At 72.0% G+C, this 26,956-nt stretch carries 17 protein-coding genes; 5 read left to right on the forward strand and 12 right to left on the reverse strand.

The window, feature by feature from the left end:
- Positions 1-44 precede the first annotated feature (44 nt).
- Both WMF22_RS08835 and WMF22_RS08840 read left to right on the forward strand, forming a co-directional pair.
- Positions 45-560 carry a hypothetical protein gene (locus tag WMF22_RS08835; protein ID WP_438035466.1) on the forward strand — a complete coding sequence of 172 codons (516 nt, stop codon included), beginning with the start codon at positions 45-47 and terminating at the stop codon, positions 558-560.
- 185 nt (positions 561-745) lie between these two features.
- Entirely contained in the window at positions 746-3,265 is a 2,520-nt protein-coding gene (locus WMF22_RS08840) for a transglycosylase SLT domain-containing protein (protein WP_438035467.1), read from the forward strand.
- A gap of 51 nt (positions 3,266-3,316) precedes the next feature.
- Here the strand turns inward: WMF22_RS08840 and WMF22_RS08845 are convergent, their stop codons facing one another.
- Positions 3,317-3,682 carry a cupin domain-containing protein gene (locus tag WMF22_RS08845; RefSeq protein WP_012234236.1) on the reverse strand — a complete coding sequence of 122 codons (366 nt, stop codon included), beginning with the start codon at positions 3,680-3,682 and terminating at the stop codon, positions 3,317-3,319.
- Between the two features lie 360 nt (positions 3,683-4,042).
- Between WMF22_RS08845 and WMF22_RS08850 the strand changes: the two genes are divergently transcribed.
- The 3 genes from WMF22_RS08850 (at position 4,043) to WMF22_RS08860 (ending at position 10,391) form a co-directional block, all read left to right on the forward strand.
- Positions 4,043-6,505: a protein kinase domain-containing protein gene (locus WMF22_RS08850; RefSeq protein WP_438035468.1), complete on the forward strand. Its 2,463-nt coding sequence runs from the start codon at positions 4,043-4,045 to the stop codon at positions 6,503-6,505.
- Between the two features lie 251 nt (positions 6,506-6,756).
- Entirely contained in the window at positions 6,757-8,436 is a 1,680-nt protein-coding gene (locus tag WMF22_RS08855; RefSeq protein ID WP_438035469.1) for a protein kinase domain-containing protein, read from the forward strand.
- A gap of 5 nt (positions 8,437-8,441) precedes the next feature.
- Positions 8,442-10,391, forward strand: a complete 1,950-nt coding sequence (locus tag WMF22_RS08860) for a protein kinase domain-containing protein (RefSeq protein ID WP_438035470.1) — start codon at positions 8,442-8,444, stop codon at positions 10,389-10,391.
- Between the two features lie 391 nt (positions 10,392-10,782).
- Here WMF22_RS08860 and WMF22_RS08865 read toward each other — a convergent pair whose 3' ends face one another.
- The 11 genes from WMF22_RS08865 to WMF22_RS08915 all read right to left on the reverse strand — a co-directional run bounded on the left by WMF22_RS08865 (position 10,783) and on the right by WMF22_RS08915 (position 26,936).
- On the reverse strand, positions 10,783-12,213 hold the full coding sequence (locus tag WMF22_RS08865) for a hypothetical protein (protein WP_437298660.1): 1,431 nt from the start codon (positions 12,211-12,213) through the stop codon (positions 10,783-10,785).
- 297 nt (positions 12,214-12,510) lie between these two features.
- Positions 12,511-13,563: a tetratricopeptide repeat protein gene (locus WMF22_RS08870; RefSeq protein WP_438035471.1), complete on the reverse strand. Its 1,053-nt coding sequence runs from the start codon at positions 13,561-13,563 to the stop codon at positions 12,511-12,513.
- Between the two features lie 116 nt (positions 13,564-13,679).
- Entirely contained in the window at positions 13,680-15,092 is a 1,413-nt protein-coding gene (locus WMF22_RS08875; protein ID WP_438035472.1) for a hypothetical protein, read from the reverse strand.
- Between the two features lie 317 nt (positions 15,093-15,409).
- Positions 15,410-16,441: a PEGA domain-containing protein gene (locus WMF22_RS08880; protein ID WP_438035473.1), complete on the reverse strand. Its 1,032-nt coding sequence runs from the start codon at positions 16,439-16,441 to the stop codon at positions 15,410-15,412.
- Positions 16,442-16,712: 271 nt separating this feature from the next.
- The gene (locus tag WMF22_RS08885; RefSeq protein WP_438035474.1) at positions 16,713-18,308 is read right to left on the reverse strand and encodes a protein kinase domain-containing protein; all 1,596 of its coding nucleotides are present in this window, start codon (positions 18,306-18,308) and stop codon (positions 16,713-16,715) included.
- A gap of 346 nt (positions 18,309-18,654) precedes the next feature.
- A complete protein-coding gene (locus tag WMF22_RS08890; RefSeq protein ID WP_438035475.1) occupies positions 18,655-20,016 on the reverse strand; it encodes a PGRS family protein in 1,362 nt (453 codons plus the stop codon).
- A 305-nt stretch (positions 20,017-20,321) separates the two neighbouring features.
- A complete protein-coding gene (locus WMF22_RS08895; RefSeq protein WP_437298666.1) occupies positions 20,322-21,401 on the reverse strand; it encodes a tetratricopeptide repeat protein in 1,080 nt (359 codons plus the stop codon).
- Between the two features lie 88 nt (positions 21,402-21,489).
- Positions 21,490-22,848: a PGRS family protein gene (locus WMF22_RS08900; protein WP_437298667.1), complete on the reverse strand. Its 1,359-nt coding sequence runs from the start codon at positions 22,846-22,848 to the stop codon at positions 21,490-21,492.
- A gap of 257 nt (positions 22,849-23,105) precedes the next feature.
- On the reverse strand, positions 23,106-24,110 hold the full coding sequence (locus WMF22_RS08905; RefSeq protein WP_438035476.1) for a PEGA domain-containing protein: 1,005 nt from the start codon (positions 24,108-24,110) through the stop codon (positions 23,106-23,108).
- A 44-nt stretch (positions 24,111-24,154) separates the two neighbouring features.
- Positions 24,155-25,927: a hypothetical protein gene (locus WMF22_RS08910; RefSeq protein ID WP_438035477.1), complete on the reverse strand. Its 1,773-nt coding sequence runs from the start codon at positions 25,925-25,927 to the stop codon at positions 24,155-24,157.
- Positions 25,917-26,936 carry a hypothetical protein gene (locus WMF22_RS08915; RefSeq protein ID WP_437298670.1) on the reverse strand — a complete coding sequence of 340 codons (1,020 nt, stop codon included), beginning with the start codon at positions 26,934-26,936 and terminating at the stop codon, positions 25,917-25,919. Before WMF22_RS08915 ends, WMF22_RS08910 begins: the two co-directional genes overlap by 11 nt.
- Between the last annotated feature and the right edge of the window lie 20 nt (positions 26,937-26,956).

Genomic DNA, 26,956 nt, shown 5'->3' on the forward strand with positions numbered 1-26,956 from the left:
GTCGATCCGGGGCAGAGGAAGCCGCTCCGGAGATTGTGCAGGCGGTGAGCACGAGCGAAGCCGCTGGGGAGATCGCGGCCGCCGGCGTGACCCTGGACGAGATCGTCGAGGGGACGGAGGCGGTGTTCCCGGAACGAGTCGCTCCGGCGATCGCGGCCGTGCCGACGTGCACGGCGCGCGTCGTCTCGATCGAGGGCAAGACGCGCAGAGCATCGATCCTCCCGCGGGGGGCGAAGGTGCCCGCCTCGGCCGAGATCGCGCCGGAGGTGGATCTCGAGGTGATCGAGGACGCTCGCGCGAACGGCGATGCTGTGCTCGTGGAGCTCTGCGCAGGGGAGCCGCCGCGGATCATCGCCGCGCTCAGGTCGCGGCGGCCGCGTGAGCTTCGCCTCGACGGCGAGAAGATCACCATCCAGGCCACGAAGGAAGTGCTCCTCCGCTCGGGCTCCGGAGCGTTCCGGATCCAGGAGAGCGGCGATGTCGAGCTGGTCGGCGGCAGGATCAACGCTGTGTCCCGGGGGCTCTTCCGTCTCGTGGGGCGGCTCGTGAGGTTGAACTAGCGCCGCGCGTCGGGAGGGCTCGCTGGGGGATCGACGCGGGCTCGGGACGACCGCCGTCCGCGACGGCGCGCCGGCACGCGCTCCGCCGGGCTGCCAAAGTTGACCCCGGGGGCCCATCGTGAGACAGGTCGGTCGCTGACATGCGGATCCGACGCGCCGCACGCAGGCTTGTATGTCTTGGCTGGTTGGCCGCCCTCTCGGGCGTCGCTTTCGACGGCCTTGCGGCGCCTCCTTCGGAGGTAGCGGCGCCCGCGGCCGGTGCGGCGAAGGCCGACGCGGCGAAAGCTGAGCCCGCGAAGGCGGAGCCGGCGAAGGTCGACGCGAAGAAGGACGGGTCGGCCGAGGGCAAGGCGGAGAAGCCGGCGCCGGTCAGGGTGGCGGCCGTGTCTGGCGGGAAGGGCGGCGCGAAGAGCGCGGCCAAGGCGCCGGCGAAGGCCGCCGCGCGATCGAAGCCGTCGAAGAAGGGCGCGGCGAAGATCACGCGGAAGGCGGGGGAGCCGGGCGCGCCGGACGAGGCGGCGCGGCGGGTCATCGCCGGCACGGCGACGCCGGCGGGGGCGAGCACCGGCGAGTCGCCCGAGCTCCGCACGCTGCGCGCGATCGACCTGGCGCTGTTTCCCGGCGCGGCCCCGAGCGCCGGGCCCGCGTGGCCGGTCGACGGCACGCTCCTGCTCGGCGCGGGCGAGCCGCGTCTCGAGGTCTCCGGCCTGCCGCCCGCGGGCCTGCCCGCCCCGCCGGCGGAAGCGGAGGAGACCCGCGACATCTCCTGGCTGCGCCAGCTCGAGCTGCCCGAGATCCCGGTCCGCTGGGACGGCCGGGTGGTGCGCTACCTCGAGTACTACAAGAACGACCCGCGGGGCCGCTCCGCCGTGGTCATCTGGATCAAGAAGAGCGGCCGCTACGGCGCCGCCATCCGCCGCGTCCTCCGCGAGCAGGGGCTGCCGGAGGATCTCCTCTGGCTCTCGCTCGTCGAGAGCGGCTTCGACCCGACCATCCACTCCCCGGCCGGCGCGGCGGGCCTCTGGCAGTTCATGCCGGAGGGCGCGCGCATCTATGGCCTCACCGTCGATCGCTGGGTCGACGAGCGCCTGGATCCAGAGCGATCCACCTTGGCGGCGGCGCGGTACCTCTCGGATCTGCGGCGGCGTTTCGGCGGCTGGGAGCTCGCGTTCGCGGCGTACAACATGGGGTACGGGGGGCTGCTCGCGTCGATCCGGAAGTACAACACGAACGACTTCTGGGAGCTGTCGCGGCTCGAGGCGGGGATGCCGCTCGAGACGGCGCTCTACGTGCCGAAGATCCTCGCGATCGCGATCGTGGCGCGGAACCCGGCGGTGTTCGGCTGCGACGACGTGGAGCTCGATCCGGCGGTGACGTTCGACAAGATCTCGCTGGGCTCCGGGGTGTCGCTGCAGGCGGTGGCGGCGGCCTCGGGCGCGGCGGCGCCGGAGATCGAGGCGCTCAACCCGCAGCTCGTGGCGAAGCGCACGCCGCCGTCGCCGGTGGACGCGAAGGAGCAGGCGCGCTGGGAGGTCCGGGTGCCCGCGGGGGCGGGGGCGCGCGCGGCGAAGTCGATGCCGAAGCTCCTGGAGCGCGAGCCGAAGCTCGAGCGCTACCTGGTCCGCTGGGGCGAGTCGCTCGACGACATCGCGACGTTCCGGCGGACGACGCGGTGGGCGCTGCAGACGTTGAACGGCCTGCGGGCTGGCGAGCCGGTGCGTCCCGGGGCGCTGCTGTTCGTCCCGGCGGCGGAGGGCGTCGGGGCGGCGGCGGCCGAGCACCTGCTCGCGAGCGGCGCGCCGCTGTCGTCCGAGGGGAAGCCGGTCGTGGTGGTCCCGGCGCAGCGCTTCTCCTACGAGGGGCGGCGGCGGGTGTTCTATCGGGTGGTCGCGGGCGACACGCTGCGGGATCTGGCGGCGGTGCTCTCGGTGACGCCCGACGAGATCTGCCGCTGGAACACGCTGGCGCCTGGGGCGTCGCTCCATGAGGGGATGACGCTCCAGCTGTTCGTCCCGAGGTCGCAGCGCCACGACGGCGTGTTCTTGCTCGACGAGGGCGGCGCGCGCGTCATCGAGGTCGGCTCGGAGGAGTTCTTCACGCACTTCGAGGGGCTGAAGGGGCGGAAGCGCATCGAGATCGCGGTGCGGGAGGGGGACTCGTTCAGCAAGATCGCGAGCCGGTACGGCCTCAGCGTCGGCAGCCTGGAGCGGATCAACCAGCGCTCGCGGCGGAGCCCGCTGATGCCCGGGGATCGGCTGGTGGTGTACGTGCCGGCCTCGCGACCGGACGAGCCGGCGCCGGTCGAGCCGCGCGAGGATGAGGTCCGCGTGGCGTCGGCTCAGGCCGCGGGCGCGGTGGACGACGGCGACAAGGCGGCGGCCGAGCCGGTGAAGCCGGCGGTGCTGCTGACGCCCGTGGCGCCCGTCGAGGCGAGCGCGGGCGAGGGGAAGTCCGGCGGCGCGGGGGCGGCGGGCGCGGGCGACCTGGCCGGAGCGAAGCCGGAGGAGAAGAAGGCCGCCGAGGGCGAGAAGAAGGCCGCCGAGGGCGAGAAGAAGGCCGCCGAGGGCGAGAGGAAGCCGGCGGCGGGCGGAGCGGACGACAAGAAGCCCGCGGGGCGTGGCGCTGCCGAGCCGCAGCCGGCGGGGCGCGCCAAGGAGGCGCAGGACAAGGGGAAGCCCGCGGCTGGCGCTGGCACCGCGCTGTGAGGTCCGGGTGAGCTCGGGCTTCCCAGGGGGCGAGCCCCCCGCGTCGAGGTCTCAGGTCTTGCCAGAGGGCGTCGCCCCGGTCTCGTCCCGCCCGTGGACGCCGGCCGGCGGGCTCGTCGCCTCCACGGCGGTGAACGGCTCGATGATCTTGTAGGCGTGCGACGCCCCCTTGGGGACCGTCCAGGAATCGCCCGGCTCGAGGCGCACCATCTGCCCCTCGATGAGCAGCTCGGCCCGTCCAGCGATGACGAACCCCACGGTCTCGTAATCCCGGGCGGTCGGCTGTTTGGCGTCGCCTGGCGGCTCGCGTTCCCAGAGCCGCATCGAGACCTGGATCCCGGAGGCCAGGTATTTTTGTCCCATCTGGCCTGTCGGAGAGCGGCCGGAGGAGACCTTCATGACGGTTGTGTCGCTCATGTGCGCCTCGCTTTCCCCCACGAATGATTTGCCGGGTCTGGCGACGAGCGTGGGTCCGGTCCTGGATGGATCGAATCGGGCTTCTCCCTCTTTCCTCGTCGGTTTTCTTCGTGCGTTCATCCTTGCAGGGAACGTATCGCGCCAGGGAGATCTGCTGTAGGATGCCCGCACAGGAGGCTGTCCCGTGGACCTGGGGACCGGATGTCATGTCGCGCGGGCGCAGGTGGTTGACGGATCGCGCGGCGTGAGCGCTGGGCGGCGGGGGCGTCGCGGGTGCGCCGTGGCTCGCCTCGCTCTGCCGGTCGCGGCCGTCCGTGAGCGCTCCGTGGCGGTGGGGCGCGCCGCGCTTCCGGAAAGCCGATGATGCCCTCGCCGAAGAGCTCGACATTGCTCGCGTCCGGTGTGCTGATCGACAGGAAGTACCGGCTCCTGCGCCAGATCGGCGAGGGGGCGATGGGCGTGGTCTGGGCGGCGGTGAACGTGGCGACGGCCCGCGAGGTGGCGCTGAAGCTGATCCACCGGCCCGAGACCGAGTTCCGGCTGCGGCTGCAGCGCGAGGCGCGCAACTGCGGGGCGCTGCGGCACCGGAACGTCATCGACATCTACGACATGGGGGAGACCGAGGCCGGGGAGCCGTTCCTGGTGATGCAGCTGCTCACGGGGGAGACCGTGGCCGAGCTGCTCGCGCGGCGGCGCCGGCTCGACCCGCCCGTGGCGGCGTCGATCGGGCGAGACGTGGCGAGGGGGCTCGCGGCGGCGCACGCGATGCACATCATCCACCGCGATCTGAAGCCGGCGAACATCTTCCTGCACCGCGAGCCGGACATGGACGAGCCGGTGGTGAAGGTGCTCGATTTCGGGGTCGCCAAGAACCTCTCGGTCAACGACGGCCTGCACACGGTGCAGGGCGGCGCGGTCGGGTCGCCGCTCTACATGAGCCCGGAGCAGGTGAGGGCCGAGCCGAACGTCGATCACCGGGCCGACATCTGGGCGCTCGGCGTCGTGCTCTTCGAGATGCTGACGGGCATGCGCCCGTTCCAGGGGGACGCGCAGGCGGTGTTCATGGGGATCTTGACGGGCGAGATCCCCACCGTGTCCAAGTACCTGAGGCGGGTGGACCAGGGGCTCGTCGACCTGATCGCCCGCTGCATGCGCAGGGATCGCGCGGACCGGATCGGCTCTGCGGCGGAGGTCGCGGCGCTGCTCGATCGGTACGCGGAGCGCGGCGTGGGTCCGGGCAGGGACGCGGCGCTGCGGCAGTCGTCGCCGGAGGGGCGGGGGGCGCTCCCGGACGAGGACGTGGACGGCGGCTGGGAGGAGTCGCAAGGCGGCACGGTAGCGCTCGCGGCGCAGCCTGCGTCGGTGGCGCAACCCATGTCGGCGCTCGCGGCGCAGCCTGCGTCGGTGGCGCAACCCATGTCGGTGGCGAACTGGTCGGGGAGCGTCGAGGGGGGCGCGGGAGCGCTGCCGCTGGCGCTGCTCGGCGGGGGGCCGCGGGCCCCGGTGCCGGTGCAGGAGTCGCCTGAGGCGCACAGGTCGCTGTCGCTTGGGCCGGGGCAGGTGGCTGCGGGGCCAGCGTCGGGCATGAGCCGCGTGGCGGATGGGGGGCCAGCGTCGGGCGCCGGCCCTGCGGCGGGCGCGGTTCCTCGGCGTCCGGGCAGCTCGGGCCAGCACCTGGCCGCGGCGTCCGTGGTGCGCGCGCTGCGGGACGAGGACGTGGCGACCTTGCCCCTCACGCGGCGGAACGCGGAGGCGGCCGGGGCCGCGGGGCCGCGCGCCGGGTCGGGGACCTATCCGGCGGCGGGGCCTGCCGCCGCTGCGCCCCGGCCCCCATCGTCGTCGGTGGCGGCGTTCGCAGCGCCGGAGCCGCCCCAGGCGAGCGCGGCGCAAGCGGCTCCGGCGCAGCCTGCGCCCGTGGCGGCGCCGCAGCAGGGCTCCTGGGCGATGACGGTGCGCATGAACGCGCCGCCGATGCCCGAGACAGCGGCGGGGCCGGGTGGGCTCGGCCCTGCTGGCGCGCTGCCGCCGGGAGGCATCGCCGCGCAGCCGAGCTGGAGCTCGGCGCCGGCCGCGAGGCTCGGCCCGGAAGCGGGCGCGAGCGCCTCGGACTCCAGGCCGGGCGCGACCACGGGAACGGGCGCGCCGCGCCAGGCCGGGAGCTCGTCGACGACCCCGCTCGTCTCGAACCACCCGTCGGTCCATCAGGTCGGGGTGCACCAGGCCCAGGACGCTCAGGAGCGGGCCCCGTACGGCGACGAACCGAGGCGCAAGCGCACGGCCGCGACGCTCGCGATCGTGGCTGCCGCGCTGTCGCTGATCGTCGTGGGGATGCTCATCTCGCTGAGGTCGCCGGAGACGTTGTCGGCCGCGCCGGAAGTGTCCGGGAGCGCGATGCCGTCGTCGGACCGCGCCGGAGGAGACACGGTCGCCCCGCCGGAGCGCGGGGGAGCGCCGCCGCGGGACGAGGAGCTCCCAGCGCAGGAGCCCTCGGCGCCACCCGCGGAGGCGCCGCCTGGCTCCTCGGCGTCGGCGCCGCCTGGCTCCTCAACGCTGGCGCCGCCTGGCTCCTCGGCGCTGGCGCCGCCCGTGCCCTCGGCGCCGAGCGCCCTTCCGACGAGCAGCGCGGCCGGCGCGCCGGCGCCAGGCGGCGGCGCGGGCACGGCGCCGGGGACGGCGAGCGGCGCGAAGCCGGGCAGCGCGACGCTCGGGGCGCCTCCCGCGACATCGCGGCCCGCGAAGGCTGCTCCTGCCCCATCCGCGTCCTCGTGCGATCATCTCAGGTTCCTGGCGAAGAAGCAGTGCGAGGCGAAGCTCAAGAAATAGACTCGGCCTCTCCGCGGGTCGGGCCGCCCCTCCCGAACTGACGCCACGGTAACGCCGCGATTCCTGGGCAGCGACGACGTGGCGACGATCACGTGCGCTGAGCGCGTGCCCGCACCGGAAGCGCCGGAGCCGGCTTCGCGCTCTGCGAGCCCGGCCGGCAGCTTTTCTTGACGGTGCGCTGCCTCACCTGCGACACTTCTTCCAAGCACCGTCGACCTGCTGCCACGTCCGTCCTCCAGCGAGACCACCCCATGCAGTCCCCTTCGGCTCCTGCCGCGCCGCCGCCAGGTGCGCTCATTTGCGGCAAATACCGCCTTCTTCGGCGGATCGGCGAAGGGGCGATGGGCGTCGTCTGGGCGGCGCACAACGAGGCTACCTCTCGGGAGGTCGCGCTCAAGCTGCTGGTGCGGCCCGACCCGGAGCTCCGCGTGCGGCTGCTGCGGGAGGCGCGCGCTTGCGGCGCCGTGAGCCACCGGAACATCGTCGACATCTACGATGCTGCCGAGACGGAGAACGGCGATCCGTTCCTCGTCATGCCGCTGCTCTCTGGCGAGACGCTCTCGTCCTTGCTCAAGCGCAAGCGCAAGCTGGAGATCCACGACGCCTCGCGCATCGCTCGGGACATCGCGCGCGGCCTCTCCGCCGCGCACGAGCGGGGCATCATCCACCGCGACCTGAAGCCGTCCAACATCTTTCTCCACACCGAGCCTGGCGAGGGCGATGCCATCGTCAAGATACTCGATTTCGGCGTGAGCAAGTTCCTCGTGGGTCCTCAACAGGTGAAGACCGCGACAGGCATCCTCATCGGCTCGCCGGCGTACATGAGCCCTGAGCAGGTGCGGGCGCAGAGCGATATCGACACGCGCGCGGACCTCTGGGCGCTCGGCGTCGTGATGTTCGAGATGCTCACGAGCAGGCGGCCGCTCCAGGGCAAGGCGCATGAGCTCCTGAGAAACGTGCTGCAGGGCGACATCCCGGCGGTGTCCCAGCTCGTCTGGCAGATCGATCCCGGCCTCGATGCCCTCGTGACGCAGTGTCTCCAGCGCGATCGCGAGAAGCGACCGCGCTCGGCGGCCGAGGTCGCGGCGGCGCTCGAGCCGTTCGTCACGCCGTCGGCGCCGCAGCGTGTGCCCTCGAGGCCGGGGTCGTCGCCGGAGCTGCGGCACGAGATCCCGCAGCAGCTCGGGCGAGGGTCGTGGGGTGGGGCCGCTCCCGGGCGGTCGCCGACGCCGGCGACCGGGACGCCGCTCCCGGCGTCGATGGCGCATCTGCAGGCCCCGCAGGGACACCCTCCTGGGCGGTCGCCGACGCCGGCGACCGGGACGCCGCTCCCGGCGTCGATGGCACATCTGCAGGCCCCGCAGGGACACCCGAACATGCCGGTCTCGGGGCCACGCGGGGCGGTCGCGTCGCCGGGGCAGCCGGCGGCGGGCGCGTGGCCTGGGCAGCCGGCGGCGGGCGCGTGGCCTGGGCAGCCGGCGGCGGGCGGGGCGGCGGCGCCGGGGCCTCGGGAGCGGATGGCGAGCAATCCTCTGCTGGGGGACCGCGGGACGATCAAGATCTCACCGGAGCAGGCGGCCGCCTATCGATCCGAGGCCGGCGGGTCCAGCGCGTCGCTGGCGCGTCCGGCCGCTCCCCTCGGACAGGCGCTGTCGCTCGGCGGCACGGTGCCGCTCGATCCGCTCCCCGAGCCGAAGCGGCCGCCGCCTGTGCCCGCCCGCTCGCCTGTCGTGTGGATCGCGATGGCCGTGGTCGCGGCGGCGCTCCTCCTGGGGATCGGCATGGCCGCGGGGTATCTCTTGCGGCGCAGCGAGGTGGAGCGCCCGAGGGACCCCGGCGGAGAGCGTGCTACCTTCCGCGTCGCCCTCTCGTTTGCGCCAGGTAAAGCGACCTCGCCCGCCGCGGCGACGCGCCTCGACCCACCCTGCTGAGCTCGATGTCCACCTCTTTCACGCAGATCGCTGCCGGCCTGGTGATCGCCGAGAAGTACAAGCTGGTGCGGCGGCTGGGCGAGGGATCCATGGGCGTCGTGTGGGCGGCGCTCAACCTGTCCACGTCGCGCGAGGTGGCGTTGAAGCTGATTCACCGCCCGGATGCCGAGCTCCGCCGGCGGCTCCAGCGCGAAGGGCGCAACGGCGGGGCGCTGCGGCACCGCAACGTCATCGACATGTATGACATGGGGGAGACCGAGTTCGGCGAGCCCTTCCTGGTGATGCAGCTGCTCACTGGAGAGACGCTCGCGGAGCTGCTCGTGCGCAGGCGGCGGCTCGACGCGGACGTGGCGGCGTCGATCGGGCGAGACGTGGCGAGGGGGCTCGCGGCGGTGCACGCGCTGCACATCGTCCACCGCGATCTGAAGCCGGCGAACATCTTCCTGCACCGCGAGGCCGACGCGGACGAGCCGGTGGTGAAGGTGCTCGATTTCGGGGTCGCGAAGAACCTCGCCGTGAACGACGGCATCCGCACGGCGACGGGCGGCGCGGTGGGATCGCCGCTCTACATGAGCCCGGAGCAGGTGAGGGCCGAGCCGAACGTCGACCACCGGGCCGACATCTGGTCGCTCGGCGTGGTGCTGTTCGAGATGCTGACGGGCATGCGCCCGTTCCAGGGGGACGCGAGGGCGGTCTTCACCGGCATCCTGACGGGGGAGATACCGAAGATCTCCCGGTACGTGCGGCGGGTGGACCCGGGGCTCGTGGAGCTCGTGGCGCGGTGCATGGCGCGCCACCGGGACGAGCGGATCGGGTCGGCCGCGGAGGTGGCGGACCTCCTCGATGGGTACACGGCCGCGGGGGCGAGGGTGAGGGCGGGCTTCGCCGTCGGGGGAGCGGGCGGCGGGGGCGGCGGGCAGGTGGCGGCGATGGAGGCGCCCGCGTTTCCCGGCGCGGCGCCGGCAGGGGCGGCGGCGTCGCCGACGGGGAGCGGGGTGCCGGTGTCGCCGATGGCGAGCGGGGCGCCGGTGTCGCCGACGGGGAGCGGGGCGCCGGTGTCGCCGATGGCGAGCGGGGCGCCGGTGTCGGCGACGGGGAGCGGGGCGCCGGTGTCGCCGATGGCGAGCGGGGCGTCTGCGCCGGAGTGGAACGCCGAGCTGACCCAGAGGCTCGAGCCGGAGGCCATGGCGAGCGCCGAGGCGGCGCTGGGCGCGTCGCCCGCATGGGGCCACGGTGTGCCGGGGAAATCGACGACTGCGCCGCTCGTGCCGGGCCCGGAGGCAGGCCGAGGCGCGCAGCCGTCGCCCTGGGCAGCGCGCGCAACGCCGGAGCCTCCGCAGGCGCCGCGGACGCCGCCGCGGCGGCAGGCAGGCTGGAAGCGCCTTCCTGGCCCGGCCGTCGCGGCGATCGCCGCCGGTGCGGCTGGCCTGGTGGGCGCAGCGCTCTTCGTCGCGTTGCGCTCGCCAGCGCCCGCGGAGAGCGCAGCCGGGATCGAGGCGCTGCCGGAGGCCGGGATCGAGAGCGCCGCGAGCGCGGCAAGGCAGCCGGACCCGCCGCCCTCGCCGGCGACCGCTGCGCCTCAGGCTTCGGCGGCGGCTGAGCCGCCCACGGTGGATGCCGGCGGGGCGAACAGCGCGCCGGACGCGGGGCCGGCGGGCACGGAGCCGGCGTCGGTGGAGCGGAGCCAGCCGGCGGTGGAGGCGCCGAATCCAGCGGCGGCGGCGCCGGTCGTCACGGCGCCGCCGGCTGCTGCGGCGCCCGCGCCGGTGCGGTCGGTGGTTGCGGCGCAGCCCAGGATCCAGCCGTCGGCGCAGCCTGCGCCTGCGCCGCCGCGGCCTGCGCAGACAACGACGGTCCGGCGGCAACCCGTGGATCCGTGCGCGGGCAAGACAGGGTTCATGCGGACGAACTGCCTGCGGGACCAGGCGAAGAAGAAGGACCCCTACGCTCCCTGAGCGGTGTTGAGCGCGGGGGAGCCAGGCATCCGAGGAACTGAGGGCGCATCTCGCCTCCGGCAGGACAGCAGACCCGAGCTTGGCGATCCCTGGCTATTGGCCGGCCATCTTGGGCTTTGAAAAAGCGGTCGTAGGCGTCGGACGATCGGTTCGAACGTTCGAAGATCGGTGGAAGGCTTCAGAAATCGGTCGGAGGCTTCGAGCGACCGGTGCGAGGCGTCCAACCATCGCGGCCCCGCAGCCAGAAGTCGAGGCGGGGTAAGCGGACGGAAGTTATCGATGGCGCGCATCCCTGGAACCAGGGCGGCTTTCGGTCGAACGATGTGCGATGTCCCTGCGAGGCTGTCGAACGTCTGTCGGAGCAGACCGAGGCGGAGATGCCGGCGGGGCATCACGGCCCTGGCGCAGGCGGTGCCCCGAAATCCAGGAGCGGGAGCGCTAGCCCTGCGTCGCCGTCGTGCGCGACGTCGCTGCCTTCGCCGCCGGCGCCGGCCGCGCCGAGCTTGATTGTGGCGCCGTCGAGCGACGGGATGGTGTCCGGTGTGCCCACGAATGCGATGCCGAGGGAATGGCCGCCCAAACCGCCGCCGCCGTTTCCGCCGTTGCCGCCGTTACCTCCCCGCCCGCCGGCACAGGCATCACGAACGGAATTGTTGGGACCAAAACTCTGGCCCTCCCCGCCCGCCCCACCGTATCCACCCAACCCGCCGGTCTGGCCGGCGGCGCCGTCGCCGCCCCTGCCGCCATCGCCGGCGATCAGGCGGACGTCCTGGAACGTGAGTTTTGCGTTGAGGCTCACCAGGGCAATGCTCGACCCCCCTGGAGAGCCGCCCTTGCCGCCTGCACCGCCGCAGCCGCCTGCGCCACCGTTGCCGCCGCTGGCGCCGCTGGCGCCGCCGCTGCCAGCGATCGTGGAGCATTCGGTGTTCCCGCGGGAGCCTCCGCCGCCCCCGCCGCCCTGGGCGATCTTCCCGCGTTGGCCATCACCGCCGGGTGTACCGGCGTAGCCGGTGCTGGAGAGCTGGCCGATGCCGCGCGCGCCTGCACCAGCTACGCCAGGGTCGCCGTCGCTACCCTTCTTGCCCGCGGTGCACGTCGCGGTTGTACTATTGTATCCTCCGGAGTTGTCGTTGTTCTTCTCGTCTGGATAACCTATGTCACCGGAGGTCCCGCGGTCATCCCGGCCAACTCCTCCCCGGCCACCGCGCGAGTCGTCAGTGGTATCCAGGGTGGTGCCGCAATCATTCACCTCCGGCGGTGCTGTTATCACCGCAGCTGCCGAGCAAGCGGGATTGCCGGCGATGCCGTCGGGCGCCTGTTCGCGCGGCGAAGGAGGTACGGCCCCCGAGGCCCCGGGGGCTGCATCCCCTGCCTCGAGCACACACCGGACCAGGTCGACCTTGCAGTGATCAGCGATCGCTGCGATGGAGGAAGTTCCCGCGTCGTTAGGAGCGATCGACGGCGCGATGATATGGAGATCCTCCAGATGTACCGTGCCGCCGACGACGCGCATCGTCAGCGGCACGGCTCCGGGCGTCGCCCTCAGCGTGGTCTTCGGTTCATCCCCCCATCGCCAGTTCGCGGTGCAATCGAGCGCGCCAAAGACGGTCACGCTCGAAGTCACGGTGAGCGTTTCCTCGAACTCCTCGGCGCACGCGTACACGCGTCGCGCGCTCTCGTCCTCAATCTGCGCGGCGAGCGCGAGTGCCTCGGCGAGCGTCTTCACCGGTGCCTCGGGCGTCCCGCTCCCGCCGTCGCTCACCGTGGCCGACACGAACACGCCGCAGCGCGCGTCTGCCGTCCAGCCCTGGTCGCTGGGCACGCACACCAGGGGCGGCGGCCCTCCCCCTGCACCCCCTGAGCCTGCGGCACCCCCGGTTCCAGCGGCGCCGCCCGCCCCTGCTCCGCCGGTTCCAGCGGCGCCGCCCGCCCCGGCGCCGTCGCCTGCCTCGCCACCCCTCCCGCCTTCGTCTCCACATCGATGCAGCTCGCTGCAGTCGGGGCCGAGGCAGCTCGTTGTCTGGCTCGCCACCGCGAACGACGCCAGGACCAGCGTCGAGGCCCCGCGCGCAGCCAGCCGTATCCCTCTCTTGATGGGTCGGTTCATGGGTTCCTCGACTCAGAAGGCGCCGCCGGCGACGAGTCCGCCGCCGCCTGGCAGCACGAGCGGTGCGAGGCGCACCTGGCGCTCCGGCTCGCTCGGCGCCGCAGCGAGCCAGACGTAGCCGAGCGTCCCGATCGCGCTGGCGCCTGCGCCGATGAAGCTCCACAGAGCCAGGTTGCTGAAGAGATATTGATCGTCGACCAGCGAGCGCAGCTCGCCGCACTCCTGCGTCTGGTTGATGCCCGCGGGGTACCTGCAGTCGACGGCTTCTCCCTCCATGGCGTCGACCACGCGCCACTGCCGTTTCGCGTCGCTCGCTTTGCCGTTGGCGACGAGCGTGAACACGACGCCCGCGACCACCCCCGCGCCCGTCAAGACCCCGCCGCCGACGAGCGCGGCGCCGCGCACATCCATCCCTGCGTCTTCGCGCGCGTGGCGCGGGGTGGCTGGCGTCGCGACCGCCGGCGCGGGGGGCGGCGCCAGATCGAGGGTGACGCGTTCTTTCCCCCCCTCGCTCAACTGGATCGTCTTCGTCACCGGGCGCAGACCCTGCACGGTCGCGGTCACCGTGTGCTCGCCGGGGTCGCACTCCACCGGCCCGGTCTGGACGACGCGCTCGCCGTCCAGCGTCAGCTCCACTGCGCCCGGCGCCGCGCCCGCGACCGCGATCGCCAGGGTCGGGATGCGGGATGCGAGCGCGGTGAGCTCGACCCGGGCGTCCGCCTGGGCCTGCTGGAACTCCTGCGGAGCGCTGGCCTCGATCGGCTCGTCCACGACACGCTGGTAGAGCGAGCGCGCCTCGAGCAGGCGGCCGAGCCGCTCGCAGGAGCGCGCCGCGAAGAGCAGGAACGGCGGCGCATGGACCTGTGCGTCCGCCTCGCGGAAGGCTGCGAGCGCCTCCTCGTAGCGGCCGGCGTTGAACTGCTCCCAGGCCTTGTCGGCGAGGGCTCGGGCCGCCGCCTTGGTTTGCGCGGTCGACGGGGCCGGCTGGGAGATCGCGGTGGCCGGCACGGCCGAGAGCGCGAGCACGAGGAGCAGAGCCAGGGGGAGTCGTCGGCGGGATCTCATGGCGGAGAGGTGCATGGGAGCCGTGGGCGGTCGAGCTGAGGTTCAGCGTGTCGCAGAGGGCCGTCGGAGCTCTGCGCGGGCGAGCGACAGACCGAGGCGGAGATGTCGGCAGGACCTCACGGCGCTGAAGCAGGCTGGGGAGTCGCGAAGTCCAGCATCGCGCTGGTTTTCCCTGCATCGCCGTCCTGCTCGACGTTGCTCCCTGCGCCGCCAAGGCCAGGCGTGCCCAATTGAACCATGGCGCCGTCGAGCGACGGGGAGGTGTCCGGCGTGCCCAGGAAGGCGATGCCGATAGAATGGCCGCCCTGACCACCGCCGCCCTTGCCGCCGGTTCCTCCCTGGCCGCCCCTCCCGCCCGCACAGGCATCGGCCACAAATTGAGCGCTTGAACCCGTCCCGCCCTGACCGCCGAGCCCACCCGATCCGCCGGTCTGGCCGACTGTGCCGTCGCCGCCTCGGCCGCCCTTGCCGGCGATCAGGTGGGCATCACGGAACGAGAGCTTTGCGTTGAGGCTGATCAGGGCGATGCTGGACCCACCGGGAGAGCCGCCCTTGCCGCCTGTACCTCCGCAGCCGCCTGCGCCGCCGTTGCCGCCGCTGGCGCCGCCATCAGCAGTACCAGCGCATTCGGTATTCCCGCGGGAGCCGGCACCACCCCCGCCGCCCTGGGCAGTCTTCCCCCTTTGGCCATCGCGGCCGGGTTCACCGGCATAGCCGGCGCTTGAAAGCTGGCCGATACCGCGTGCCCCTGCGCCTGCCTCGCCCGAGTCACCATCTCTACCCCTGCTGCCGTCGCTACACGTCGCGTTCATAGCACTGAATTTGCCGGCGTTGTCATTGCTCTCCTTGCCGGGAGAACCGCTCTCCCCGTCGGTTCCGCGATCATTCCGACCATTGCCACCCTGGCCGCCGCGCGAGTCGTCGGTGGTATCCATGGTGGTGTCGCAATCATTCGTCTCCGGCGGTCCGGTTACCACCGCAGCTGCCGAGCAAGCGGGATTGCCGGCGATGCCGTCGGGCGCCTGTTCGCGTGGCGAAGGAGGGGCGGCCCCCGAGGCCCCGGGTGCCGCGTTGCCCGCCTCGAGAGTGCACCGGACAAGGTCGACCTCGCTGTGATCAGCGATCGCTGCGATGGAGGAGGTCCCCACGTCCGCCTGATCGATCGACGGAGCGATGATATGGAGATCCTCCAAGTGTACCGTGCCGCCGACGACGCGCATCGTCAGCGGCACGGCTCCGGGCGTCGCTTTCAGCGTGGTCTTCGGTTCATCCCCCCACCGCCAGTTCGCGGTGCAATCGAGCGCGCCAAAGACGGTCACGCTCGAAGTCACCGTGAGCGTTTCCTCGAACTCCTCGGCGCACGCGTACACGCGTCGCGCGCTCTCGTCCTGGATCTGCGCGGCGAGCGCGATGGCCTCGGCGAGCGTCTTCACCGGTGCCTCGGGCGTCCCTTTCCCGCCGTCGCTCGCCGTGGCCGACACGAACACGCCGCAGCGCGCGTCGGCGGTCCAGCCCTGCTCGCTGGGCACGCACACCAGGGGCGGCGGCCCTCCCCCGGCACCTCCGCTCCCCCCAGCACCTCCGCTCCCGCCCGCGCCCGCGCCCGCGCCCCCGCTCCCCGCGGCACCCCCGGCCCCTCCGGTGCCCACGCCTCCCGCTCCCCCTGCGTCACCCCCGTTCTCGCTGCAGAACATGGGCTTGTGTTTGCAATCGTCGTGGTTCGAGTACGGGAAGCAGCCAGCCAGATCGAGGCCGGCGGCCGTCGTTCCGAGGACGAGCAGCGCGGCGGTACGGGCAGTCCGAGGCATCAGCCATTCTCCATCGTCTTGAGTTCAGATCCCGGTCGTCAGAACGCCCCGCTTACCGAGAGACCCACGTCGTTGATTCCCACCCTGGGCGTCACCTGCACGCGCGCCTCGGGGCCGCTCACGAAGGCATAGAGCAGCGTCCCGAGGCCGACCGTCCCGGCCCCCGCGAAGCTCCAGAACGCCACGTTGCTGTAGAGCGCGCTCTCGTCGACCGCTTGGCTTTGCTTTGTACACGCCGCTGGAGCGGGCCGGGCGGTGCACGGGTTCCGATTTCCGGCGAGCAGCGCGGTCTTCTGCGTCTCGGCATCTCCGGCCCTGTTGTTCGCGAGCACCGTGAAGAGCACGCCCGCCGCGGCGCCAACGCCGGTCGCGACCCCACCCGTGACGAGCACCGCCGTCCTCCCGCTGCCCCGCCGCACCTCGGGAGCCGGCAAGCCGATCTGCTCCGCGCCGGCGCGCGTCGCGTCGGGCGCCGGGGTGCGCTGCAGATCGAGGACCACCGCCTCCGTCCCGCCGGCGGTCGCCTCGACCGAGCGCGCCTGCGGCACATACCCGTCGAGCTTCGCTCCGACCTCGTGCCGGCCCGGATCGAGGAACACGGTATCCGCGAGCGGCGCTCGCCCGACGCTCGCCCCGTCGACTGTCACCTCGGCCCCGTCCGGCGCGACGCGGACCGTGACCGCCGCGACCTGCGCCCGCGCCTCCTGCAGCGACGCCTCCGCGCGCTGCCGCTCTTGGACCTTCGTCTCGGGGGCCTCGCGGAGGTAGCGCGTGAGGTACTCGGCCGCGTCGCGGGGCTTGCCCACCCGGAGGCAGGCCACGCCCAGGTTCGAGGCGATCTGGTAGTGCGGCTTCAGCCCCCACGCCGCGAGGAACGCCGCGTGCGCGTCGGCCCACTTTCCTGCGTTGGCCGCCTTCACCCCGTCTTCGAAGAGCTGGCGCGCCCTGTCCGTCAGCGCGTCGCTCTCCTGCGCCTCGGTCCGAGGGGGCGCAGGCTGTGCTCCGGCGGCAGGTGCCAGCAAGGCGACGGCGATGCTCAAGGTCCACAGCAGCGGGCGGTTCGTCGTCATAAGGAGTCCAGCGGTGCTCCAGGGAGCTGCGGTTCGGAAGACGCGTACAGCCGTACTTTACCCACCCTGGAGCGCGAACCGTACCTCTTCCGCGCCGTGACGGAAGCTTTTGTCCACCCGTTCCACGCAGGGCGTGATGGTGCAGCGGCTCCGCCGCACGCCGCCCCGCCCGCCGTGCTGCGCGGCGACAGCCTCGGCTGAGGGGCTTCCCGGAGGGAGAAGCGTGCTCTCGGAGCGCCGGAGACCGCTGCTCCCCTCCCTTCGACTTCCCTCAGATCCCCCAGCGCGGCTTCGCTGGCTTCGGCGTCTGCGGCGGGCTGGGGGTTGTCGGCGGAGACGGCCGCCGAGGGGATGTGCTGTGGGGGGCGGGGCCGCTCGGGGGCTGTGTGCCGGCGGCTGGCGCAACAGGGCCGCGATCGTCGCTCGGCGCGCCCGTGCGACCCGCTGCCGGCGCGCCGGCGCGAACGGCCGCCGGTTCGCTGGGTGGCGTGGGGTCCTGCGCTGATGGCTCGGAGGCGGCCTCCGAACCCGCATCCGTCACCGGCGCAGACGGCACGACGAGAGGTGCAGCGGTCGACGTCTCTGCAGCAGGGGGACTCGCAGGGGGCGCGGACGGGGCATCGCGGGTGGTGATCTCCGGGTGGGAGGCCGCGAGCTCGGCGGTCGCCGGGGCGTCTGCGGGAGACGGAGCCTCGGCCTGCCCGCCATAGTACGCTCCGAGCGTCACGCCGAGCCCGCTGACGGCAGCCGCGGCGCCTGCGGCGATGAGCCACGTCGTCCACGCGACCGAGCGCCGTCCACCGGACGGCCTGGCGGGATCGATCGTGCCGGTCAGCGTGCCCGCCGAGACAGAGCCCGCCAGCGGCGCCGGTGACGGCGCGAGCGGCCCGCCGGGGGTCGTGCCGCCCGGCCCCAGGGGCATTCCGGGCAGGGGCGTCGCCGCCCCTGGAACGAAGCCGGTGGGGGCCAGGGGGAACGGTCCGTGCGCGTCGGACACGGACGACGCGAACCGCGGCGCGCCCGCGATGCGCGCGAACTCGTCGACCAGCTCGCGGACGGTCTGGAACCGGTGGGCCCGATCGCGCGCCAGCGCCCGGTGGAAGAAGGCGTCGATGGTCGGGGGCAGGCCGGGGGCGAGCGGGGTCGCGGAGGGGATCGGGTCGACGAGGATCCTGGTCATGACCTGCGCGAGCACATCGCCGGGGAAGGGGAGGTATCCCGTGACCATGCGGAACAGGATGACCCCGAGCGCCCAGAGGTCGCTGCGCGCGTCGACGTCGCGCTCGGCGCGGAGCTGCTCCGGGCTCATGTAGTGGGGCGAGCCCATGACCTCGCCGGTCGTGGAAGCGTCGGCGACGAGCTTCGAGGTGGTCTCCTTGGCGATGCCGAAGTCGAGGAGCTTCACCATGTCCTCGTCCTCGCCGTCGACGTGCGCGAGGAAGAGGTTGGCGGGCTTGAGGTCGCGATGGACGAGGCCGGCGTCGTGCGCGCTGCGCAGGGCCTTGCCGGTCTGCGCGAGGATGCGATGCGCCTCCAGCAGCGGGAGGCGGCCGCGCCGCTGGAGGCGCGCGTTGAGGTCCTCGCCCTGGAGGAGCTCCATGACGAGGTACGGGACGCCCTCGTGAATGCCGAAGTCCTGCACCTTCACGACGTGCGGGGTCCTGAGCTGGGCGGCCGCGCGCGCCTCGCGCTCGAAGCGGGTGCGGAACGCGGGCGAGCTGGCGTAGGCCGGGTCCATGAACTTGACGGCGACCGGCGTGCCGAGCTGGAGGTGGTGCGCGACCCAGACCGAGCCCATGCCGCCGCGAGAGAGCGGGCGCTCGAGGCGGTACTTGTCGATGAGGACGGAGCCGGCGCCGAGGTGCATGGGCGGGAGTTCGAGAGGAGGGAAGAGGCTAGCGGATCCGGACGCGGGGGAGGAAGAGGATGAGGGGGAGCGAGGGTGGATCGGGCGGAGGCGGCTGGCGGAGGGAGGCGCGGGGCAGGCGGCGATGGGGTGGCGACCGGGGTTCTCCTGATGCGGGCGTGGTGGACGGAAGCTCGCGCGCGCGGCCGATGCTGAGGTCAGGGGTGCTGACGGCGTGTCTGCGCTCCTCTCGGTGGAGCGGTGACACTCTCGGGAAGCGGGCCGCGCCGAGCGACGCCGCTGGCGGGATCGCGAGGCCATTGGGGAGCGCGAGACGCACGAGGGGCCATCGATGGGGCCCATGGCGTCACGGGGAGGCGAAATCGAGCGTCGGCTCCTTGGCTCCGGAGGCGCCGTCGCCGTCGTTCCCGTCTCCCTCGCCGCCGAGGCCAGGCTCGCCGAGTTCGAAATGGAGGTCGTTCGCGTCCATGGGCGGCGGTGTGCCGCGAAAGGCGATGCCGATGGAGTGACCACCGCGGCCACCGCCGCCGCGACCGCCCTGACCACCCTGACCGCCGCGGCCGCCGTCGCAGGCGTTGTTAAGGCCGGAGGAGTCCGGCGGTGGCGGTGCCACGCCGCCCACGCCGCCCACGCCGCCGCCGCCGCCGGGCTGTCCTGGAGCGCCGTTGCCGCCCTTGCCACCGCGGCCTGTCTTCAGGGTGACGTCGTGGAACTGGAGGGTGGCATCGAGGCTGATGAGCGCGATGCTCGCGCCGCCGGCGGAACCGCCGAGGCCGCCCTTGCCACCGCAGCCGCCCGCGCCGCCCGAGCCGCCGCTGGGGCCGCCGACTCCCTTGGCACCGCCGGGGCAGGAACGCCCGGGGGAGCCACTGCTGAGAACACCGCGAGCGCCACCGCCGCCACCGCCACCCTGCGCCGTGGTTCCGGGCATGCCGGAAACGCCGGATAGGCCGGTGTAGCCACCTTGTGAGAGGGTGCCGAGAGCCGTGGCCCCGGCGCCTGGCCCGCCGGGCATGCCATCTGCGCCGGCCTTGCCGGGTGCGCAGAGAGTTCCCCCTGCCGTCTGCCCGGCTCCGCCATTGGCCGAGCCACCCGGTAGGCCATCGCTGCCGCTGACACCGCTGCTCAGTTGTCCTACTCCGCCAGCGCCGCCGACGGAGACCTCGCCCCCATCTTCGCAGTCGTTGACTGGCTCGGCACCGCCGGCGGTAACAGAGGCCATGCACCCAGCTTCACCTGGGTTCCCATCGTCACCGCGCGTGGCGCTGTTCGAGTCCTGGCGTTGATCGGCGCCAGGCGCGGCATCACTTGCCTCAATCGTGCAGCGCGCCAGCGAGACACTGACACCATCGGCCATCGCCGCGATGGACGACGCTCCGGATGTCAGAACCGATTCAGCAAGGACATGCACGTCCTCCATCCGAACCACTCCGCTCCCGCGCATCGTGAGAGGGATGGTCCCAGCCTCGGCCGTCAGCGTCGTCCGCTTCTGTTCGCCTACCCATCGCCAGCCGTTCTCGCAGTCGAGTCCACCGAACAGCGTCACATTCGCCTGGATCTCGACCTTCTCTTCGAACGTCTCGGCGCACGCATACACGTTCTTCCTCGTGGCATCGGGGAAGGCAGTCGCGAGGGCGATGGCTCTCCCCAACGACCTCACCGGCGCGTCCGGCGTCCCGGCGTTCTCATCGTCTCCGTCGAGCCTCACGAAGATCCCACCACACAACGCGTCGGCCTTCCATCCGTCGCCCTCTCCTGGCACACACTGCGGCGGCGGTCGCGGCTGTCCTCCGGCTCCGCCTTCTCCCTCGCTCCCGTGGCAGCCGAGGATGTCCGCGCAGCCGGTGGTGTCCTCTCCTTGGGAGCCCGCTTCGTCGGCCTCCTGAGGACGAGAGAACGGCCAGTCGCACCCGGCCCCGCCGGCGGCTAGGGCCATCGTCGCTAGAAAGAGCACCGAGGCGACACGAGCGCGGCGACGCATAGTGCAAACTCCTCCTGTCCAGGAATGCGAGATCAGAGCTGTCCGGTGAGCGAGAGTCCGGCAACACTCGGCCCCAGGAGCGGCGCTGCCCGCACGCCTGGCGCCACCTCAACAGGCTTCCTCGTCACGAGCCCATACACAAGCGTGCCAGCCCCGATCGCCCCGCCTGCCACGAAGCTCCAGAACGCCGCGTTGCTGAGATCAACCTTGGCATATGCCGTATCCCTGAGGCCATTGCAGCCGGTCTGGCTCATGCCACGACAGGAAGATTCGCTGTACCCGTTGGCCAGCAACGCATCCCTCTTGTGCTCTGCCTCGCTCGCCCGCGCGTTGGCCATCACCGTGAGTATCGCGCCCGCCGCGACGCCAGCGCCAGCCGCAATCCCGCCTCCGACGAGCACTGCCGTCCGGACGTCATCTCGCGGCGTTATCAGTGCCGAGGAGATCGATGGGGCAGCGCGCTCAGTCACGCTTGAGGATGGCATGCGTTCGGCTGCCGGTTGCTCAACGGCCGGCAACGCATCGATCGCGGCCTGATCAAGCTTGACGCGTTCTCTCGATCCCTCGGCCAGCTGGATAGCCCGGGTCAAGGGGCGGCGCCCAGGCGAGCGAACGACCAAGGTGTGAGCGCCTGGATCGCGCTGCACCGGGGTAGAACCCTGGATGGGCAGGCCATCGAGCGTTATCTCCAGCCCGGCAGGAACGGTACCCGTGACGTTGACTTCCACGGTCGGGGTGCGCGCTTCTAGCTCGGCAAGCTCCTTCGTCGCGCTGGCTTTCGCGTCGGCGAATGCGGGTGGAGCGCCGGGCGCAAGCTTTTCGTCCACGACGAGCCGATATATATCGCGCGCCTCGAGAAAGCGGCCGAGCTTGACGTAACAGCGCGCCACCATGAGCAGGAACGGGGGCGCGTGCGCTTTCGCCTCCGCGTCACGAAACGCCTGAAACGCCTCCGTGTACCGGTCAGCCTCGTAGTGGGCCCATCCCAGCTCAGCGAGCGCGACAGCGGCTGCTTTGCTCTGCGCCGACACAGGACTGTCCTGCGCCGCCGCAGGCGATGTGCAGAGCAGGCCGACGAGGAGCAGGCTGGCCGCTGCAGAACGGTAGTTCATCGCCGCACTCTTACTCACAGATTGTCCTCGGGGAAAGAACGCGAGCCGGCGAGTTCACGAGACCAGGCAACCGCGGGGCACGGTGGCGTCACGGGGAGGCGAAATCGAGCGTCGACTCCTTGGCTCCGGAGGCGCCGTCGCCGTTGCTCCCGTCTCCCTCGCCGCCGAGGCCGGGCTCGCCGAGCTCGAAATGGAGGTCGTTCGCGTCCATGGGCCGCGGCGTGCCGCGAAAGGCGATGCCAATGGAGTGACCACCGCGGCCACCGCCGCCGCGACCGCCCTGACCGCCCGGGCCGCCCGGGCCGCCGTCGCAGGCGTCGTCAAGGCCGGAGGAGCCCGATAGCGCCTTGCCGCCGGTGCCGCCGTTGCCGCCGTTGCCGCCGCGCTGTCCTGGAGCGCCGTTGCCGCCCTTGCCACCGCGCCCTGTCTTCAGGGTGACGTCGTGGAACTGGAGGGTGGCGTCGAGGCTGATGAGCGCGATGCTCGCGCCGCCGGCGGAACCCCCGAGGCCGCCCTTGCCACCGCAGCCGCCCGCGCCACCCGAGCCGCCGCTGGGGCCGCCGACTCCCTTGGCATTGGGGTCGGGGCAGGAGCGCCCGGAGGCGCCACTCTGGGGAACACCGCGAGCGCCGCCACCACCGCCGCCACCCTGCGCCTTGGTTCCGGGCAGGCCGGGCAGGCCGCCTGCGCCGTCGTAGCCACCTCGTAAGAGGGTGCCGAGAGCCGTGGCCCCGCGGCCTGGCTCGCCGGGCATGCCACCTGCACCAGCGTTGCCAGGGGCGCAGACAGTTCCCCCTGTCGTCTGCCCGGCTCCGCCATTGGCCGAGTCACCCGGTAGGCCATCGCTGCCGTTGCCACCGTTGCTCGTCTGTCCTACTCCGCCAGCGCCGCCGATGGAGACCTCGCCCCCATCTTCGCAGTCGTTGAATTGCTCGACACCGCCGGCGGTAACAGAGGCCATGCACCCAGCTTCACCTGGGTTCCCATCGTCACCGCGCGTGGCGCTGTTCGAGTCCTGGCTTTGATCGGCGCCAGGCGCAGCATGACTTGCCTCAATCGTGCAGCGCGCCAGCGAGACCGTGACACCATCGGCCACGGCCGCGATGGACGACGCTCCGGATGTCAGAACCGATTCAGCAAGGACATGCACGTCCTCCATCCGAACTGATCCGCCCCCGTGCATCGTAAGCGGGATGGTCCCAGCCTCGGCCGTCAGCGTCGTCCGCTTCTGTTCGCCTATCCATTGCCAGCCGTTCTCGCAGTCGAGTCCACCGAACAGCGTCACATCCGCCTGGATCTCGACCTTCTCTTCGAACGTCTCGGCGCACGCATACACGTTCTTCTTCGTGGCATCGGGGAGGGCAGTCGCGAGGGCGATGGCTTTCCCCAACGACTTCACCGGCGCGTCCGGCGTCCCGGCGTTCTCATCGTCTCCGTCGAGCCTCACGAAGATCCCACCACACAACGCGTCGGCCTTCCACCCTTCGCCCTCCCCTGGCACACAGTTCGGCGGCGGATCCGGCGGCCCTCCTGCCGTTCCGTCCGACTGGCAGTCATCCAGCAGCTCACCACTCAAGTCAAGGCACGTGGGGTCGCTGCATTGAGGTCCTATCGTTCCCATGGCCATCGTCCCCAGGAAGATCGCAGCAGCAAGATGGGCGCGACGACGCATAGTACGGCCTTCTCCCTTCGAAGTACGTAAGCTCAAAACCTTCCGCTGAACGAAAGCCCGGCAATGCCCGGTCCGAGGAACGGCGCCACGCGTGTGCCCGGGACCGTCTTCTGAGGCTCAGCGTTCATCGTCACCAACCCGTAGACCAGCGTGCCAACCCCGACCGTTCCCCCCGCCACGAGACTCCAGAATGCGACGTTGCCCAGGTCGATCTCGTCATAGACTGCGTCTTTAAGGTCGCTACACCTGGGAACGTCCCCCTCGGGGCATCTCTTCTCGTCGCCCCATTGGGCTTTCAGCTCGTTCCGGACCTCTTCCGCGTGATCGGCTCGATTGCCGGCGAGCACCGCGAAGACCACGCCCGTCACGATGCCGGCGCCCGCCACGACCCCGCCCGTGACGAGCAACGGCGTCCGCAGCTCAGCGCGCGGCGCCACCGGCTCCACCACGAAGGGACGCGCGCCCACGCCAGCGACCGGCGCGCGCTCCAACTGCACTGTCACCGTCTCCGCACGGCCCGCCACCGCCGCGATGGGACGCGTCGCTGGCGCGTACCCCTCGAGCTTCGCCCCGATCTCGTGCTCGCCCGGTGCCAAGAACACCCGATCCGCGAGCGGCGCCTTGCCCACGACCGCCCCGTCGACCGTCACCTCCGCCCCTGCCGGCGTCACCTGCACCGTCACGGACGCGACCTTCGCGAGCGCCTCCTTCAGCGACGCTTCGGCGTTCTGCCGCTCGTTCACCTTGGTGGCCGGCGCCTCGCGCAGATACCGCGTCAGGTACTCTGCTGCGTCGCGGTGCTTGCCCAGCTTGAGGCACGCGACCCCCAGATTCGACGCGATCTGGTAATGTGGCTTGATCGCCCACGCCGCGAGGAACGACGCGTGCGCGTCGGCCCATTTCCCCGCCGCCGCCGCCTGTCTCCCCTCTTCATAGAGCTGTCGCGCCTTGTCCGTCAGCGCGTCGGTCTCGCCGGCGGCGGCCGCGGTGGCTGGCTGCTGCGCGCCCGCTGCCTGCGCCGTCAACGCCACGGCCACGCCAAAGCTCCACAGCAGCGGTCGCTTCCTCATCGTCGGAGTCATCAAAACTCGGGCTTCCCTTCGGGGAGAGGCGGCACAGCAGCGTTCGACGGCGGCACCTTACCCCCTCTGGGCTTCGGGTCCAAGCGCCCCGGCGCGGCCCCACCTGCCTTGGTGTTCCTTGTCCGCCCGGATGGCTGCGTCTTCGGCGGAGGCACATCCGCCTGCGGCTTCCCCGTCACATCCGGCGGCGCCCACGGCGATGGCAGCGCGGTCGTGGCGGGCGACCCCGTCGACGCCGCGCCAGCCTCGGCGCTCGGCCCCGGCGCCGCTGCGCTCCCGGCAGGCGGCGTCACACCCGGCCCCGTTGCCTCCGGCGCTACAGTCCCACCCCCGGGCGCCCCTTGCGATACCAGCACCGCGACCATACCCGCGACGGCCACGAAGCCGAGCCCCGCGACGGCCCAGATCCACGTCCGCGACGAGGCCGGCTTCTCCACGATGACCGGGATCTCGTCGCGCTCCTCCCCGCCGACGCTCGGCAACGGCAGCGGCGCCGCCGCCGCCGGCGCGCTCCACGCCCCACCGCTCGCCGCCCGCCCGGCCCCGCCGCTCGCCGCCTGCGCCGCCACGGCATTCCCCGCCGCCGCCTGTCCCATCCGCACAGGCCCCGTGCCCCCCGCCTCGATCCCCGCCGCCAGCGCCGCGCTCCCCAGCAGCTTCTCCGAGTCGATGACCAGCGTCCCCTTCGGCCCAACCTGCTGCGACGCCGGCCCCGCCGGCCCCGCCACGCCCTTCTGCGACGGAGGCAGCGACCCCGGCGCCCGCCGCTCCTGCAGCGCCACCCCCGGCACCGCGCCCGCCACGCCCACCGGCCCCGTCCCGCCCTGCTGCGCCGCGAACCGCTCGCGCCACCCGCCGCCGAACTGCGGCTTCTCCTCCACCTCGGCCAGCGGCCGCGCACCGAACATGCCCCGCGCGATCTCCCCCTCGTCCTCCGAGACCTCCTCGATCCGGATCAGCACCCCGTGCCGGTCCTCCATCGTGACGTCCCGCTCCCTCACGAACCGCACAGATACCCCGCCCGGGATATCCGCCTCCCGCCCGCTCGTGATCGACGTCCACTTGATGTTCGACCGGTACAGCACCGTCGCGATCTTCGCCGCCGCCAGCGCGATCGACCCGAAGGGCTCATCCGGCTTGTGGACGATCACCACCCGCTTCGGCTGCGCCCCCTCGTCGGCCACCCAGTCCCACGTCGCGCCGCTCCGCCGCAGATACGGCAGATCCCCGAACTCCTCGACATACCGCTCCAGCACGTGCGCCACACGCTCCGGCGCCTCCCGCACCGCGCCGGTGTACTCGCGGTAGAACATGCCCGCCGACGAGTTCAGCTCCGTCGCGTTCATCACGTGCCGGTAAAACGTCGCCGACGCCTCCAGCAGCGTCGCATACCCGAGGTCCCGATCCACCGCGACGATCCCGTGCGCGAACGGCGGGTTCCCCCGCCCGGCATGGTCGACCGCCCCGCCGATCCGGAAGCCGAAGATGAGCCCCACCGCCCCGTGGCCAGGCTCGTGCTGCGTGTCATCCCTCGACAGATTGCCAATCGCGAACGCGTGCGTCGCCCCCGTCGCAGGCTCGATGTACTTCATCAGCCGCGCCAGGTGGCTGAACTGCGTCGTCGTGAGGGGCCCTTGCGGCACCTCCGGGCAGTACATGAAGTCGATCTGGTGCCCCGGGATGTTCCCGTGCAGCACATGATACCACGCCGCGTCCGCCGGCGCGCGGTACCGCGGGATCACATACCCCGAAGCGCCCTCGCTACCGTACATTGGGCCTGACCTGCTGCGGCACCGGCGGGGCAGGGAGCGCCGCTGTCCGCGACAGCGCCGAATGCCCGCTGATGTCCTGCTTCATCCGCTGCAGGAGCTGCGGATCATACGCGTTCTTCGGGAGGATCTTCTCCACGAAGTGCGAGAACAGGTGATGCGTGCTGTGCCCGTAGCTCGCCGACCCGACGAGCACGCGAATGTCGATGTTGTTCTTGTACCGCTCCAGGCTGTCGATGAGCGTCTTGTAATACCCGCGCGCCTCCCGCTCCACCTCGGCCGGCGTCCCGGACAGAACATCGGACTTGTTGATGAAGAGCACGACCGCCTTGCACGAGGCCAGCGTCTTCGGGCTGAAGAAGAACTGCAGCGACTGCGGCTGAAACTCCCGGAGCTGCTCCTGGATCCTCGACGGCTCGATCTTCTGACCGTCCTTGCCCGCCAGATCCACGACCATCAAGAGCCCATGGATCTCCTCCATGATGAGCTCCTGCTGCGCATCCACGATGTGCTCGCCGCCCCAGTCGCCGATCTCGAACACGTGCTCCGTCAACACCTCTTTCGTGAGGACGTGGCTGACGGTCCGCTCGTAACGCTCGATCTTCGTCCCCTGCAGCGTGCCCAGATCCACGAGGGGATTCGCCCACTTGAGCGTGAGCGACGTCTTGCCGGTCCACTTGATGCCGAGCGTCAGGATCTTGTACCGCTTCTGCGTGATCTTCGGCCGGCTCTCGAGCTCGCTCTTGTACCAGTCGATCTCCTTCTGCTGGGCGTCGAGCCAGTCGACCTTCTGGCGATCGTCGCTCCTCGCGATCTCGAGCGCCTGCTGGATCTGCCCGTACTGCGACCGCATCTGATCCAGCTGGCCCTTGGCCTGCCGGAGCGCCTCGATGTGCTGGTTCGCGTCCTGGAGCTGCCGCTTCAGCTGCGTGGCCTGCATCAACAGGAACACGGCGCCTGCGCCGCACGCCACCGCGATCAACCCGAGCACTATCGGTAGAACAACCTGCATGGCTTACAATCCTCGCGCCC

This window comes from Sorangium sp. So ce204 (genome assembly GCF_051526795.1).
Classification (GTDB): domain Bacteria; phylum Myxococcota_A; class Polyangia; order Polyangiales; family Polyangiaceae; genus Sorangium; species Sorangium cellulosum_B.